Raw genomic sequence first — 13956 nt, forward strand, 5'->3', positions numbered from 1 at the left:
TTCAGGTGACGGCGTCGCGTCGGGCATGGATATCGTAGGCCTGTTTATCCAGGATGTCGCACAGGATGTCGACTGCATCCCACACATCGGTAAAGCTAGTGTAGAGCGGCGTAAAGCCGAAGCGCATGATGGCCGGTTCGCGGTAGTCGCCGATCACGCCACGGGCGATCAGGGCTGCCATCACGGCATAGCCGTGCGGGTGGGTGAAGCTGACCTGACTGCCGCGGCGTGCATGCTCGCGCGGCGTGACCAGCCCCAGCGGATGGGCAGCGCAGCGCTGTTCCACCAGCGTGATGAACAAATCGGTCAGGGCCAGCGATTTGGCGCGCAGGGCCGCCATGCTGGTCTGCTCATAGATATCGAGTCCGCATTCCACCAGTGCCAGCGAGACGATGGGCTGGGTGCCGCACAGCGCACGGGCGATGCCCTCGGCCGGCGCAAACGCAGGTGCCATGGCAAACGGTGCCGCATGGCCCCACCAGCCCGACAGCGGTTGCTGGAACCGGGCCTGATGGCGCTCGGGCACCCAGATAAAGGCTGGCGCACCGGGGCCGCCATTCAGATACTTATAGGTGCAGCCGACGGCCAGATCGGCGCCATCGGCATGCAGATCAACCGGCACGGCGCCGGCCGAGTGGGCCAGATCCCAGATGATTAGGGCGCCAGCCGCATGGGCGAGGGCGCTAGTGGCCCGCATATCGTGCTGGTAGCCCGTGCGGTAGTTCACATGGGTCAGCATGACCACGGCGGTTTCCTGATTGATCGCGCCAGCCAGTTCGGCCACATCGTCGATCAGGTGCAGGCGGTAGCCGCGCTCAAGCCAGCGGCTCAGCCCTTCGGCCATATAAATGTCGGTAGGGAAGTTGGAGCGTTCCGTGATGATCACGCGGCGCTGCGGCTGATCAGCCTGCATCTGCACGGCGGCGGCCAGCGCCTTGAACAGATTGACGGAGGTGGTATCAGTCACCACCACTTCGCCGTCGCGGGCGCCGATCAGCGGTGCCAGCCGGTTGCCCAGCCGCTTGGGCAGGTCGAACCAGCCCGCCGTATTCCAGCTACGGATCAGATCATGGCCCCATTCCTGGGCGATCACCTCCTGGGCGCGGGGCAGGGCAGCGCGCGGGCGGGCGCCGAGAGAGTTGCCATCTAGATAAATTATGCCTTCCGGCAGATCGAACTGGGCTCGTAAGGGCGCGAGCGGATCCTGCGCGTCGCGTTCGAGGCAAGCATTGCGAGTTGTCATTTTGTAACTTTCTTGCAAGTGGGGACGATACTTTTGGCTTCAATAAATTGCCAAGGATGCCAGTGTAACAGGTAAAAAGTGCTTTTCTGTGCCCTCCGCATACCCTGCAACAGGGCGAAAACAGGGCTGGAAGCCGCATGTTTCCTAGGTTTCTAAACTTTTTTAAAAATTTTTCGATTTTTTTCAAAAAAACCCTAAAGTTCTCCAAAACTCTGCCGTTACCCTTTTCATGATGAGCAGAAAAGGGTCATCAGGCAGTTGGAGTGAGTAGGTAAAAATAAACGAAAAAAATTTAAAAAATTTTCGCGAAAACCCTAAAGTTCCAAAAAAAGCTGCCGTAACAGGGTTAGATGTAGCAAAAAAGAGTCGCTAGAAACGCAGTTTTTATTTCAGAGCAGGACTTTTTTTGAAGATCAAAAACCGCAATTTTCCTACGCTGCAAGGGCGTAGATGAGTGATCGGCGAGTGTTTGTAAGACAAACACCGACTGGTCGCGTTCGTCATTTCCTGGAAAAAAATACGGAGTTTGTCCACTACTCCGTTTTTTGTTGCTCACGCAGAATGTATCTCACTGGAAACGCAAATGTGTTTCCGCAGTGCAGATAACGGACGAGGAGAAGGAAATGACCGCTAACGATATGATGGCTGAAATTCGCGACGCCAACCTGAGCTACCTGATGCTGGCCCAGCAAATGATCCGCGCTGATAAAGTCACCGCAATCTTCCGCCTGGGTATCGCTGCCGAGATCGCCGATCTGATCGAAGGCATGAGCAACGCACAGATTCTGAAACTGGCAGGCGGCAACATGATGCTGGCCCGCTTCCGCTTCGATGACAGCGCCATCCTGTCGATGCTGACCAATTACAATAAAGACCGCGTACTGGCCCAGTCGCACGCCGCCATCCTGATGGCCGGCCAGCCAGTTGAAGAAATCGCGTAATTACAGAACTTTGCAGCGGAGCCCAGATCATGAGCAAGAAAAGCGTCGTATCGGAAGCCCAGGAAATTCAGCTGGCCATCGAACTGATCCAACTGGGTGCACGTCTGCAATTGCTGGAGTCGGAAGTGTCGCTGTCGCGCGAACGCCTGCTCAAGCTGTATAAAGAACTGCGTGGTGTATCGCCACCGAAAGGCATGCTGCCTTTCTCGACGGACTGGTTCCTGACCTGGCAGCCGAATATCCATTCCTCGCTGTTCATGAACATCCACAAGTTCCTGACCGAACATGCAGGCGCCACCGGCATCGAAGCCGTGATGAAAGCCTACAAGCTGTATCTGGAACAGATGCCGCCAGAACCGGGCGAAGAGCCGCTGCTGTCGCTGACGCGCGCGTGGACGCTGGTCCGTTTCTTCAGCAGCAAAATGCTGGAACTGGCCCCTTGCGGCAAATGCCAGGGTAAATTCGTGGTCAACAGCATGGACCTGCACGGCAGCTATGTCTGCGGCCTGTGCCACATGCCTTCGCGCGCCGGCAAGACCAAGAAAGCCCGCGACGCCGACCAGCTGGCCGCGTGACGCCCACCACACCTCCGACTTCCTATCTGCAGCGCGTAGGGCGGGCTCCCGCCATACGCGCTTTGCTTATTCAGTGCGTCAGCATGCCGCTGACTTTGCTGACCATCTATTTATTAGCACGCCTGCATTTCCCTCTGAATGAATACAGTGCCGTCCTGCTGCAGGGTGGCTGGGCCGGTCTGCTGACCTGGCGGCTCGGACTGGCGCGCTGGTGGCGCTGGATACAGCTACTGTTTCCCGCTGCGCTGATGCTGGCGCTAGCGCTGCAGTTGCCATCCTGGCTATTCTTGCTGGCATTTCTGCTGTCGCTGGGCTGGTACTGGTCCACCTTTCGCACGCAAGTGCCTTACTATCCTTCCACGCCTGAAATCTGGGATGCTGTACGTCAAGTTTTACCGGCCGATCAGCCTTTGCGCATGATAGACATAGGTAGCGGCCTGGGCGGGCTGGTCATGTATCTGGCCCGCCAGCGTCCGCAAGTCGAGTGCGTGGGCATAGAGCTGGCACCGCTGCCATGGCTGTACAGCCGGTTGCGCGCCTTGCTGAGCGGTAGTCGCGCACGCTTTATATTAGGCGATTACGAGAAACTTGATTTTGCGCAGTTTCAGCTCGTATTCGCCTATCTGTCGCCGGCCGCCATGACGGCCCTGTGGCGCAAGTGCTCGGCCGAGATGCAGCCGGGTAGTATGTTGCTTAGCTACGAATTTGCTATCGAGGGCCAGCCGCCCGATCAGACCATCTACGCCACAGAGACCGGTAAGCCACTTTACATATGGTACTTTTAAGCATCATTTAGCGTTATTCTCTTGCCCGCGCCCCTAGAGACGAGTTATTGTAGTTCTATATGTAAATTTTTCTGAAATCGGCCGCCACATTGCTGCGCACACTGCCGGTTTCACTCTAGGGAGGCGGGGCACTTGTTAGTCATTATTGGTTATGTAGTGGTATGCGTGGGCGTGTTCGGTGGCTATGCCATGTCCGGCGGTCACCTTGCTGCGCTGTTCCAGCCACTGGAACTGGTCATGATCGGCGGCGGTGCCGTCGGCGCATTCATGGTCGGTAACACGCCCAAGGCACTGAAAGCCACGGTGGCTGCATTGCCAACCGTCCTCAAAGGCTCGCCCTATACTAAAGACCTGTATATGGAGCTGATGTCGCTGCTGTTCGATGTGCTGTCCAAAGTCCGTAAAGAAGGCCTGATGTCGATCGAAGGCGATATTGAAAATCCCGAGCAGAGCCCGGTCTTCAGCAAATACCCGAGCGTGCTGGCGGATCACCACATCGTCGAATTCATGACGGACTACTTGCGTCTTATGGTGTCGGGCAATATGGACGCCATGCAGATCGAAAATCTGATGGACATGGAACTGGAAACCCACCACCACGAAGGTGCGGTGCCGGCCCATGCGATTGCCAAACTGGGCGACGGTATGCCGGCTTTCGGTATCGTGGCAGCGGTGATGGGGGTGGTGCACACCATGGAATCGGTGGGGATGCCGCCGGCCGAACTGGGGATATTGATTGCCCACGCGCTGGTTGGTACCTTCCTCGGTATTCTGCTGGCTTACGGTTTCGTCGGTCCGCTGTCCGGCCTGCTGGAGCAGAAGCTGGACGAATCGAGCAAGATGTTCCAGTGCGTCAAAGTGACGCTGCTGGCCAGCCTGAACGGCTATGCGCCCGCGCTGGCAGTGGAATTCGGCCGTAAAGTGCTGTATTCGACCGAGCGTCCGACCTTCGCCGAGCTGGAGGATCACATCAAGAAATCGAAATCCAAGTGAGCGGCAGCTTGAGCATGGCTGGCATTGCAGAATATGGGGTAAGGAGCTGGTATGGCTGAAGAAGGCTTACGGCCCATTGTCGTCAAGAAGATTAAGAAGCACGCTGGCGGCCACCATGGCGGCGCCTGGAAGATTGCCTATGCCGACTTCGTGACGGCAATGATGGCCTTCTTCCTGCTGATGTGGCTGCTTGGCTCGACCGCCAAGGGCGATTTGGCCGGGATTTCCGAGTATTTCAAGCAGCCGCTGAAGGTGGCGATGTCGGGTGGTAGCGCGGCCGGTGACAGCTCGTCCGTCATCAAGGGCGGCGGCAAGGATATTACGCGGCAGGATGGTCAGGTCAAAGCCAGCAACGATCAGGACGCGACCAAGAAGGTCAGCCTGCAGCAGGCCAAGGCGGCGCTGGAAGCGGAAGAGAGCACCCGGCTGGCTACACTGAAGGAAAAGATCGAGAACAAGATCGAAGCCAATCCGCTGCTGAAGAAGTACAAGGATCAGCTGCTGCTCGATATTACCAGCGAAGGCTTGCGCATCCAGATCGTGGACGAGCAGAACCGGCCGATGTTTGCTTCGGCCAAGGCCGACCTGCAGCCGTACACGCGCGAGATCCTGCACGAAATTGGCTTCGTACTCAATGATGTTCCAAACAAGATTGGCTTGTCCGGTCATACGGATTCGACACCGTTTCTGAGTGTCAACGGTTATAGTAACTGGGAACTCTCCTCTGACCGGGCGAATGCCTCGCGTCGCGAGCTGATCGCCGGTGGCATGGCCGATAACAAGGTATTGCGTGTGGTCGGACTGGCTTCAGCCAACAATCTCGATAAAGCTGATCCGTTCAATCCGATCAACCGCCGGATCAGCATACTGGTGATGAATAAACGTACCGAGGAAAGCGTGCTACGCGATGGCGTGCGCCAGATAGAAGTCGGGGCGGAGGAAGAAGCGGCCGCTGCAGCGCCACCAGCGCGCGGTGTTCCCCCGGTGCGCAAATAAGCGCGGCCGGGATAGCGCATCAAAGAGACAGTTATGACGAGAAAAAAGATACTGGGTTCGCATGTCAAACGCCTCATGTCGGGCGTGGCTGACCATGGGCGCCAGCATTTGACGGAAGTAGAGACGGATCTGATCCAGACCGGCCTGCTGCTGGAAGAAGCCATCGAAAAATTGTCCTTCAATTTCATGGCCATCCACAAGGCGGTCGAAGCGGAACAGGCCACCATCGCCCAGTTGCTGGCCGGTGGCGAGATCAGCGCAGAGCAACGTACCCAGCTGGCGGCGTTGCAGGGACAGGTGGGCGGCTATGTGAATGCCGCCATTACCAGCTTGCAGTTCCAGGACATGACCAGCCAGTTGCTAGACCGTACCCTCAAACGTGTTACGGGCTTGCGCGAATTCCTGAGTACCATGAGTGCGCACGGGGCCGAAATGCTGCCCGAGAGCGATAACGAAGAGATCGTCGACCTGCTCGGCAAAGTCAGCATGGCGCTGGCCGTCCAGAGTCTGGAATTGCGCAGTGTGCTGCGCAAGGCGGTCAGCCAGCAGCATCTGGAGAGCGGCGACATCGAACTGTTCTGAACGCCGCCCCTGAATATGAATCAACCGGACTACGGGTCCGAACCTTAATGAGTGAGAAGAGAAATGGCCAAGACGATACTTGCAGTTGATGATTCCAGTTCCCTGCGCCAGATGGTGGCCTTCAGCCTGAAGGCGGCTGGCTATCAGGTGGTGGAAGCCGTGGACGGCCAGGACGGACTGGACAAGGCCAAGCAGCAAACCGTGGATCTGGTGCTGACCGACCAGAACATGCCGCGCATGGACGGCCTGCAGCTGATCAAGTTGCTGCGCGAGCTGCCGACTTACCAGAAAACCCCGATTCTGATGCTGACCACGGAATCGTCGGATGAAATGAAATCCAAAGGCCGTGCGGCCGGTGCCAACGGCTGGCTGGTCAAGCCGTTCGACCCGCAACGGCTGATCGAGGTAGTGAAGAAGGTCATAGGCTGATCCCGCGCAGGCAATCATGCTGAGTGTAACCAAGGGAGTATCACCATGACCATCGATATTAGCCAGTTCTTCCAGGTCTTCTTCGATGAAGCCGAAGAATTGCTGGCTGAAATGGAACGGCTGTTGTTGGCCGTCGATGTCGACCATCCGGACCCGGAAGACCTGAATGCGGTGTTCCGGACCGCCCACTCCGTCAAGGGGGGCGCGTCGACCTTCGGCATCACCGACATGACCGAAGTGACCCATATTCTGGAAACCCTGCTGGACCGCGTGCGCAAGGGTGAAATGCCGCTGACGGCCGAACATGTGGACGCCTTCCTGGCGGCCAAGGATATTCTGAAGATGCAGCTCGATGGCCACCGCCATGGCAGCAGCGTGGATCAGGATGCTGTCGGTAATGTGCGCATGATGCTGCAATCGCTGGCGCAGGATGCGCCGGTCACGGCCATGGCGCCGATTGCGCCTTCGTTCCACACGGCCGATACGCAGGCAGTGGACCACAGCGGCGGCAAACGCTACCGGCTGGAACTGCCGGCCATGGCGCATCGCGAAGTGCAGGCACTCGGTGCCGAGCTGGGCCTGATGGGCCATGTGTCGATCACGCCGCTCGATAAAGACCGCAATGCCATGCTGGTCACCACGCATGAAAGCTTGGATGACCTGATCGCGATCTGCTCCTTCGTGCTCAATCCGGACGACATGAAGGTGACGGAGCTGCCGCCGCTCGACGACGCCCAGGCCAGACTGGAAGGCGATGAGCGCGCCAAGGTGGAAAACGCACTTGGCTACGGCTTCTTCGATAGCACGGAACTGCAGCCGCAGGGCGCGGCTGGCGCTGCGGCCAAGGATGGTGACGGATACGGCTTCTTCCAGCCCTTAGACGAAATCCGCGCGAATGCGGAAGCCAGCAGCGAAGATGCACGCGGCTACGGTTTCTTCCAGCCTGTCGAGCAGATTCGCGCCAATGCCGGCATCGTCGATAGCGCTCCGACGCCGCAGCAGATCGCTGAAGAAGAAAAGAAGGCCGCTGCCAAGAAAGACGAGAAAGCCCATCCTGTGCCGCATGGCGCGGGAGCCGAGTCGTCGTCTATCCGCGTGTCGATCGAAAAAGTCGACCAGCTGATCAATTTGGTCGGCGAACTGGTGATCACCCAGGCCATGATAGAGCAGCGCGTGGGCATCCTCGACCCGATGAAGCACGAGCGCTTGCTGAATGGCGTGAGCCAGCTGACGCGCAATACGCGCGACCTGCAGGAAGCCGTGATGTCGATCCGCATGATGCCGATGGACTTTGTGTTCTCGCGCTTCCCGCGTATGGTGCGCGATCTTGCCGCCAAGCTGGGCAAGAAAGTCGATTTCATCACCAACGGTGCGGCCACCGAACTGGACAAGGGCCTGATCGAGCGTATCGTCGATCCGCTGACCCATCTGGTGCGTAATTCGATCGACCACGGCATCGAGATGCCGGCCGTGCGGCGCGCTGCCGGCAAGAGCGATGCGGGCCGGCTGTTCCTGTCGGCAGCCCATCAGGGCGGCAACATCATCATCGAAGTATCGGATGATGGCGGTGGTCTGAACCGCGAAAAGATTCTCGCCAAGGCGCAGCAGAACGGCGTGCCGCTGAGCGAGAACATGAGCGATGCCGATGTCTGGCAGCTGATCTTTGCGCCGGGTTTCTCCACGGCCGAACAGGTTACCGACGTGTCGGGCCGCGGCGTGGGCATGGACGTGGTGAAGCGCAATATCAGCGCCATGGGCGGGGTAGTGGATATCCGTTCGGCGCGCGGCTTCGGCACCACGATTTCGATTTCGCTGCCGCTGACGCTGGCGATACTGGACGGGATGTCGATACGGGTCGGCGAGGAAGTCTATATTCTGCCGCTGGGCTTCGTGGTGGAATCGCTGCAACCGGTGCCGGACGACGTCAAGGAAATCAGTGGCAAGGGCCGGGTCATCAAGGTGCGCGGCGAATACCTGCCGCTGGTGCCGCTGTACCAGATGTTCGACATCACGCCACGGTTTACCGATCCCTGCCAGGGCATCGTCGTCATCATCGAAACGGAAGGCCGCAAAGCCTGCTTGTTCATCGATGAGCTGGTAGGCCAGCAGCAGGTGGTGGTGAAGAATCTGGAATCGAATTATCGCAAGGTCGCGGGCATATCGGGCGCTACCATCCTCGGCGATGGTGGCGTAGCACTGATTCTCGATGTGGCAGCGCTGATACGCTCGTCGCGCCAGTTGGCCGACGAACAGATTTTTAGCTAACTCTCGTCAAGGACTTCGACATGGCAGACATACTGAGCAATGCAGCAGAGGAGATCGCCGGACACGAGTATCTGGCCTTCACGCTGGGCAAAGAAGAATACGGCATCGATATTCTGAAGGTGCAGGAAATCCGCGGCTATGAAGCGGTCACGCGGATCGCCAATGCACCGGAATTCATCAAGGGCGTGATCAATCTGCGCGGCATCATCATTCCCGTGGTTGACATGCGGATCAAGTTTCAACTTGGCGAACCCGTGTATGACCAGTTCACTGTGGTAATTATTCTCAACATCAGTGGACGGGTAGTGGGTATGGTAGTGGACTCGGTCTCCGACGTTACCACGCTCACGCCCGAACAGGTCAAGCCTGCGCCAGAGATGGGCACGGCCTTCAGCAGCGAGTATATGGTTGGACTGGGCACCATTGATGAGCGTATACTGATATTGGTAAACATTGACAAGCTAATGGCTAGTGAGGAAATGGGATTAATGGAACAGTTGGCGGCCTAAACCGCGCCGTCGCTGCTGTTCGTAAGTACACCAAGCGCCCAAAAGAGTGCGCCGCAAAGGTTTCATAATTAGGGGAGGCACCGGTCATGCACCGCGGCCTGCCAGCATAGATAGCTAGGGGAGAAACAACATGAATTTACGCGATTTCAAGATAGGTGCACGGCTGCGTTTGGGCTTCGGCGCCATATTGCTGATTCTGGTAGCCATGGTCCTGATGACCAACTACCTGAACTACAGCAATAAGAGCAAGCTGACCAAGGGGCTGGAGCTGAGCACCAGCAAGAACCTGCTGGCCGGCACAATGAAAAGCGCGATGCTGGAAACCGGTATAGCCATGCGTAATATTGGCCTGCAATCGGACGTGAGCCTGATGCAGAAAGAAGAACAGAAGGTGAAAGATCAGCGCGCGCGCTACGAAAAAGCCGTGAGCGATCTGAAAGCTCTGGGTCTGAATGACGCGGAAAAGAAAACCCTGTCCGAAATCGCTGCGCTCGACGCGGACGTGGACAAGGCTTTCAAGGAAGCCATCGGCCAGGTGCTGGCGTTTAACAGCGAAGGCGCGGCCAAAGTGATTTCGGGCCGTATCGATCCGCTTAACCAGCAAACTCTGAGCCAGATCAATAAACTGGTAGAGATGCAGCAAGCGAATGCGGCTGAAGTGATGGCCGGTTCCGTAACGGCTGACCGTGGCCTGATGGTGCTGCTGTTCGTGATCGGTGGTGTGGCCGTTGCCATTGGCGTGGTCTGCGCTGCCGTCACCACGCGTTCCATTACCGTGCCGCTGGCCGGCGCCGTGGCCGTAGCCCAGAAAGTGGCAGCGGGCGAACTGACCTCGCACGTGCACGTGGAAGGCCGCGATGAAACCAGTGAACTGCTGCAAGCGCTGAAAGACATGAATGAAAGCCTGGCCAAGACGGTGGGCGATGTGCGTACCGGTACCGAGCTGATCTCGACGGCTTCGCAGGAAATCGCTTCCGGTAATGCCGATCTGTCGGCCCGTACCGAAGCCCAGGCCAGCTCGCTCGAAGAAACCGCTTCCTCGATGGAAGAACTGACCAGCACCGTGAAACAGAATGCCGACAATGCCCGTCAGGCCAACCAGCTGGCCGTGACGGCTTCCTCGGTGGCGGAAAAAGGCGGCCACGTGGTGTCGCAGGTGGTCGATACCATGGGCTCCATCAAGGCGTCGTCGAGCAAGATTGTGGACATTATCGGCGTGATCGATGGCATCGCTTTCCAGACCAATATTCTGGCGCTGAACGCCGCCGTGGAAGCGGCGCGTGCGGGCGAACAGGGCCGCGGCTTCGCCGTGGTGGCCTCGGAAGTGCGTAATCTGGCCCAGCGTTCCGCTGGCGCGGCCAAGGAAATCAAGGAACTGATCAGCGACTCGGTCGAGAAAGTCGATGCCGGCAGCAAGCTGGTGGACGAAGCTGGCCAGACCATGGATCTGGTGGTGACTTCGATTCGTCAGGTGGCTGACATCATGGGCGAAATCACGGCCGCCACCCAGGAGCAGAGCAACGGCATTGAAGAAGTCAATCAGGCCATCACCCAGATGGATGAAATGACCCAGCAAAATGCGGCGCTGGTAGAAGAAGCGGCTGCCGCTGCCGAAAGCATGGAAGAGCAGGCCCAGATGCTGGCCCAGGCCGTCAGCATCTTCAAGCTGTCGTATGACCAGGACGCACGTCGTCCGGCCGCCCGCGTACTGCCACGTCCGGCCGCTGCACCAGCACCAGCACCAGCGCCGGCTCCGGCGCCTGCCGTCGCTGCGCCACGTCCTGCTGCCGCGCCTGCCCGCGCCGCTGCACCGAAAAAACTCAGCACCCCGGCTGCAACCTCGAGCGATGAGTGGGAAGAGTTTTAAGCAGTAAGGCCGCACGCCCACCGGCGTGCGGCTGGCACGGCATCTTCGCGACAGAGTTAAGGATTTAAGAATATGCCGCATACCAAAGGCAGCAAAGAATTTGAATTTCACGCCAAGGACTTCGAGCGTGTACGCGGGCTGATCTACAAGCGCGCCGGCATCTCGCTGGCCGACAGCAAGCAGGAAATGGTGTACAGCCGGCTGGCGCGCCGCTTGCGCGCGACCGGCATCGAATCGTTCGGCAAATACCTCGACGATCTGGAAGCAGGGCGGCTGGGGGAAGACGAGTGGGAAGCATTCACCAATGCGCTGACCACCAATCTGACTTCGTTCTTCCGCGAAGCGCATCACTTCCCCTTGCTGGCAGAACATGTGCGCAACAAGCGCGAGACCATCAATATCTGGTGCTCGGCCAGTTCCACCGGCGAAGAACCGTATTCGATCGCCATGACCGTGTGCGAAGCGTTTAATACGCTGACACCGAATTGCAACATCATCGCTACCGATATCGACACCAATGTGCTGGCCCATGCCGCCAATGGCGTGTATGCCATGGACCGACTGGACAAGATGGCGCCGGAACGCGCACGTCGCTTCTTCCTGCGTGGCAAGGGCGACAAGGCTGGCTATGCGCGCGTGCGGCCGGAACTGCGTAATCTGATCACCTTTAAGCAACTCAACCTGTTGGCAGAGAGCTGGCCCATCAGCGGCCAGTTTGACGTGATTTTTTGTCGTAACGTGATGATTTACTTCGACAAGGCGACCCAGCGCAAGATTCTGTCCCGCTTTGTACCGCTGATGAAACCGGATGCGCTGCTATTTGCCGGCCATTCGGAGAATTTCCTGTACGTGTCCGATGCGCTCAAGTTGCGCGGCAAGACCGTGTATGAACTGGATGATCAGCATCGTGGCGCGGCGCAAAAAGCCGCCGCCCGGCTGTGAGAGGAAATCATGGACCTCGAACAATTTGCCACCAACGTTTATTACGATCGCACCTTCGACTGTCAGGCCGCCAAAATCCTGCCGGGCGAGTATTATTATACGAACAAGGATATGCTGATCGTAACAGTGCTGGGTTCCTGCGTTTCAGCCTGCATCCGCGACCGCGTGACGGGGCTGGGCGGCATGAACCACTTCATGCTGCCCGATGGCGGCGAGCCGAATAGCCCGGTATCGGCCTCGGCCCGCTACGGCACGTATGCGATGGAGGTGCTGATCAATGATTTGCTGAAAGCCGGTGCCAAGCGCGAGAATCTGGAAGCCAAGTGCTTCGGCGGTGGCGCCGTACTCAAAGGTTTTACGGCGATCAATGTGGGCGAACGCAATGCCGCCTTCGTGCTGAATTTCCTCAAGGTGGAGAAAATCCGTGTGGTGGCAGAAGACCTCAACGATGTGCACCCGCGCAAAGTGTATTTCTTCCCCCGCACGGGCAAGGTATTGGTCAAGAAACTGATGCAGACTCACAACGATACGCTGGTTAAACGCGAAATCGAGTACGCCAGCCGCCTCAAAGTGGCGCCGGTGGGTGGCGAGATCGATCTGTTCTGATCTGTGTAGCAAGGGCCTTTTTGCCCGGAAAGTAGTATGGAATGAAGATCAAAGTATTAATCGTCGACGACTCGGCGCTGATCCGCAGCGTCATGAGCGAGATCATCAATAGTCAGCCTGACATGCAGGTAGTGGCCACGGCGCCCGACCCGCTGGTAGCACGCGAGCTGATCAAGCAAACCAATCCCGATGTGCTGACGCTGGACGTGGAAATGCCCAAGATGGACGGGCTGGATTTCCTCGAGAAGCTCATGCGCCTGCGCCCCATGCCGGTGGTGATGGTGTCCTCGCTGACCGAGCGTGGTTCCGAGATCACCATGCGCGCGCTGGAACTGGGCGCGGTCGATTTCGTCACCAAGCCCAAGATTTCGATCCAGGCCGGCATGCGCGAATACACCGACCTGATTACTGACAAGATTCGTGCGGCTGCCAAGGCGCGCGTGCGTGCGCGCACGCTGCCCACAGCCGGTAGCGAAGTCCATGGCCAGTTGCCGCAACTGCGCAATCCGCTGACCTCGTCGGAAAAGCTGATCATCATCGGCGCGTCCACGGGTGGCACGGAAGCCATCCGCGAATTCCTCATGCAGATGCCGTCCGACTGCCCCGGCATTCTGATTACCCAGCACATGCCGGAAGGCTTTACGCGTTCGTTTGCCCAGCGTCTCGATTCGCTGTGCAAGATTTCGGTGCAGGAAGCGGCCGGTAACGAACGTATTCTGCCCGGCCACGCCTATATCGCGCCGGGCCATTCTCACCTGTATCTGGCCCGTAGCGGCGCCAACTACATGACCCGCATCGATCAGGCCGACCCCGTCAACCGTCACCGCCCGTCGGTGGATGTGCTGTTCCGCTCGGCGGCCCAGCATGCCGGTAAGAATGCCGTCGGCGTGATCCTGACGGGCATGGGCAAGGATGGTGCCGCCGGCATGCTGGAAATGAAGCAGGCCGGCGCGCATAATTTCGCCCAGGATGAAGCCAGTTGCGTGGTGTTCGGCATGCCGCGCGAGGCCATCGCGATCGGCGCCGCCCACGAAGTCGGGGCACTGTCGGCCCTGCCGGGCATGGTGCTGGGCCATCTGGCCGCACATGGAATGCGGGCATTGCGCGTATAAAATGTCAAGTGTGACGTTTTAGTGCGACTTTGTTCGCCTTCAAGCAACGAAAATGCTATCCTACAACTTGCTGGTAATTGCAGACACTATTAACAACCGCGTAGAGAAACA

14 protein-coding genes are annotated in these 13956 nt (G+C 58.3%); 13 read left to right on the forward strand and 1 reads right to left on the reverse strand.

Annotated features, from left to right (window positions below; all coding sequences use genetic code 11):
* Position 1: 1 nt before the first annotated feature.
* Positions 2-1243: a kynureninase gene (kynU, locus tag GM655_RS12715; RefSeq protein ID WP_155435051.1), complete on the reverse strand. Its 1242-nt coding sequence runs from the start codon at positions 1241-1243 to the stop codon at positions 2-4.
* Positions 1244-1866: 623 nt separating this feature from the next.
* Here kynU and flhD point away from each other — a divergent pair.
* The 13 genes from flhD to GM655_RS12780 all read left to right on the forward strand — a co-directional run bounded on the left by flhD (position 1867) and on the right by GM655_RS12780 (position 13845).
* Positions 1867-2184, forward strand: coding sequence for a flagellar transcriptional regulator FlhD (gene flhD / locus GM655_RS12720; protein WP_155435052.1), 318 nt, complete (start codon positions 1867-1869; stop codon positions 2182-2184).
* Positions 2185-2213: 29 nt separating this feature from the next.
* Positions 2214-2759 carry a flagellar transcriptional regulator FlhC gene (flhC, locus tag GM655_RS12725; protein WP_155435053.1) on the forward strand — a complete coding sequence of 182 codons (546 nt, stop codon included), beginning with the start codon at positions 2214-2216 and terminating at the stop codon, positions 2757-2759.
* A gap of 83 nt (positions 2760-2842) precedes the next feature.
* A complete protein-coding gene (locus GM655_RS12730) occupies positions 2843-3544 on the forward strand; it encodes a class I SAM-dependent methyltransferase (RefSeq protein WP_229632553.1) in 702 nt (233 codons plus the stop codon).
* Between the two features lie 132 nt (positions 3545-3676).
* Complete coding sequence (gene motA / locus GM655_RS12735) at positions 3677-4537, forward strand: flagellar motor stator protein MotA (RefSeq protein WP_155435054.1); 861 nt, start codon at positions 3677-3679, stop codon at positions 4535-4537.
* Between the two features lie 51 nt (positions 4538-4588).
* Positions 4589-5533: a flagellar motor protein MotB gene (gene motB / locus GM655_RS12740; protein ID WP_155435055.1), complete on the forward strand. Its 945-nt coding sequence runs from the start codon at positions 4589-4591 to the stop codon at positions 5531-5533.
* Between the two features lie 33 nt (positions 5534-5566).
* Positions 5567-6115 (forward strand): chemotaxis protein, encoded by a 549-nt coding sequence (locus GM655_RS12745; RefSeq protein ID WP_196308760.1) that lies wholly within the window; start codon positions 5567-5569, stop codon positions 6113-6115.
* 63 nt (positions 6116-6178) lie between these two features.
* A complete protein-coding gene (locus GM655_RS12750; RefSeq protein ID WP_155435056.1) occupies positions 6179-6544 on the forward strand; it encodes a response regulator in 366 nt (121 codons plus the stop codon).
* Positions 6545-6589: 45 nt separating this feature from the next.
* Positions 6590-8809 (forward strand): chemotaxis protein CheA, encoded by a 2220-nt coding sequence (gene cheA, locus GM655_RS12755; protein ID WP_155435057.1) that lies wholly within the window; start codon positions 6590-6592, stop codon positions 8807-8809.
* A 20-nt stretch (positions 8810-8829) separates the two neighbouring features.
* Positions 8830-9318 carry a chemotaxis protein CheW gene (locus tag GM655_RS12760; RefSeq protein WP_155435058.1) on the forward strand — a complete coding sequence of 163 codons (489 nt, stop codon included), beginning with the start codon at positions 8830-8832 and terminating at the stop codon, positions 9316-9318.
* A 130-nt stretch (positions 9319-9448) separates the two neighbouring features.
* Complete coding sequence (locus tag GM655_RS12765) at positions 9449-11185, forward strand: methyl-accepting chemotaxis protein (RefSeq protein WP_155435059.1); 1737 nt, start codon at positions 9449-9451, stop codon at positions 11183-11185.
* Between the two features lie 72 nt (positions 11186-11257).
* Positions 11258-12127: a CheR family methyltransferase gene (locus tag GM655_RS12770; RefSeq protein WP_155435060.1), complete on the forward strand. Its 870-nt coding sequence runs from the start codon at positions 11258-11260 to the stop codon at positions 12125-12127.
* A 9-nt stretch (positions 12128-12136) separates the two neighbouring features.
* Positions 12137-12733: a chemoreceptor glutamine deamidase CheD gene (gene cheD / locus GM655_RS12775; RefSeq protein WP_155435061.1), complete on the forward strand. Its 597-nt coding sequence runs from the start codon at positions 12137-12139 to the stop codon at positions 12731-12733.
* A 41-nt stretch (positions 12734-12774) separates the two neighbouring features.
* Positions 12775-13845 carry a protein-glutamate methylesterase/protein-glutamine glutaminase gene (locus tag GM655_RS12780; protein WP_155435062.1) on the forward strand — a complete coding sequence of 357 codons (1071 nt, stop codon included), beginning with the start codon at positions 12775-12777 and terminating at the stop codon, positions 13843-13845.
* The last annotated feature ends 111 nt before the right edge of the window (positions 13846-13956 follow it).

The sequence above is a fragment of the Pseudoduganella danionis genome, from assembly GCF_009720775.1.
Lineage (GTDB): Bacteria > Pseudomonadota > Gammaproteobacteria > Burkholderiales > Burkholderiaceae_D > Rugamonas > Rugamonas danionis.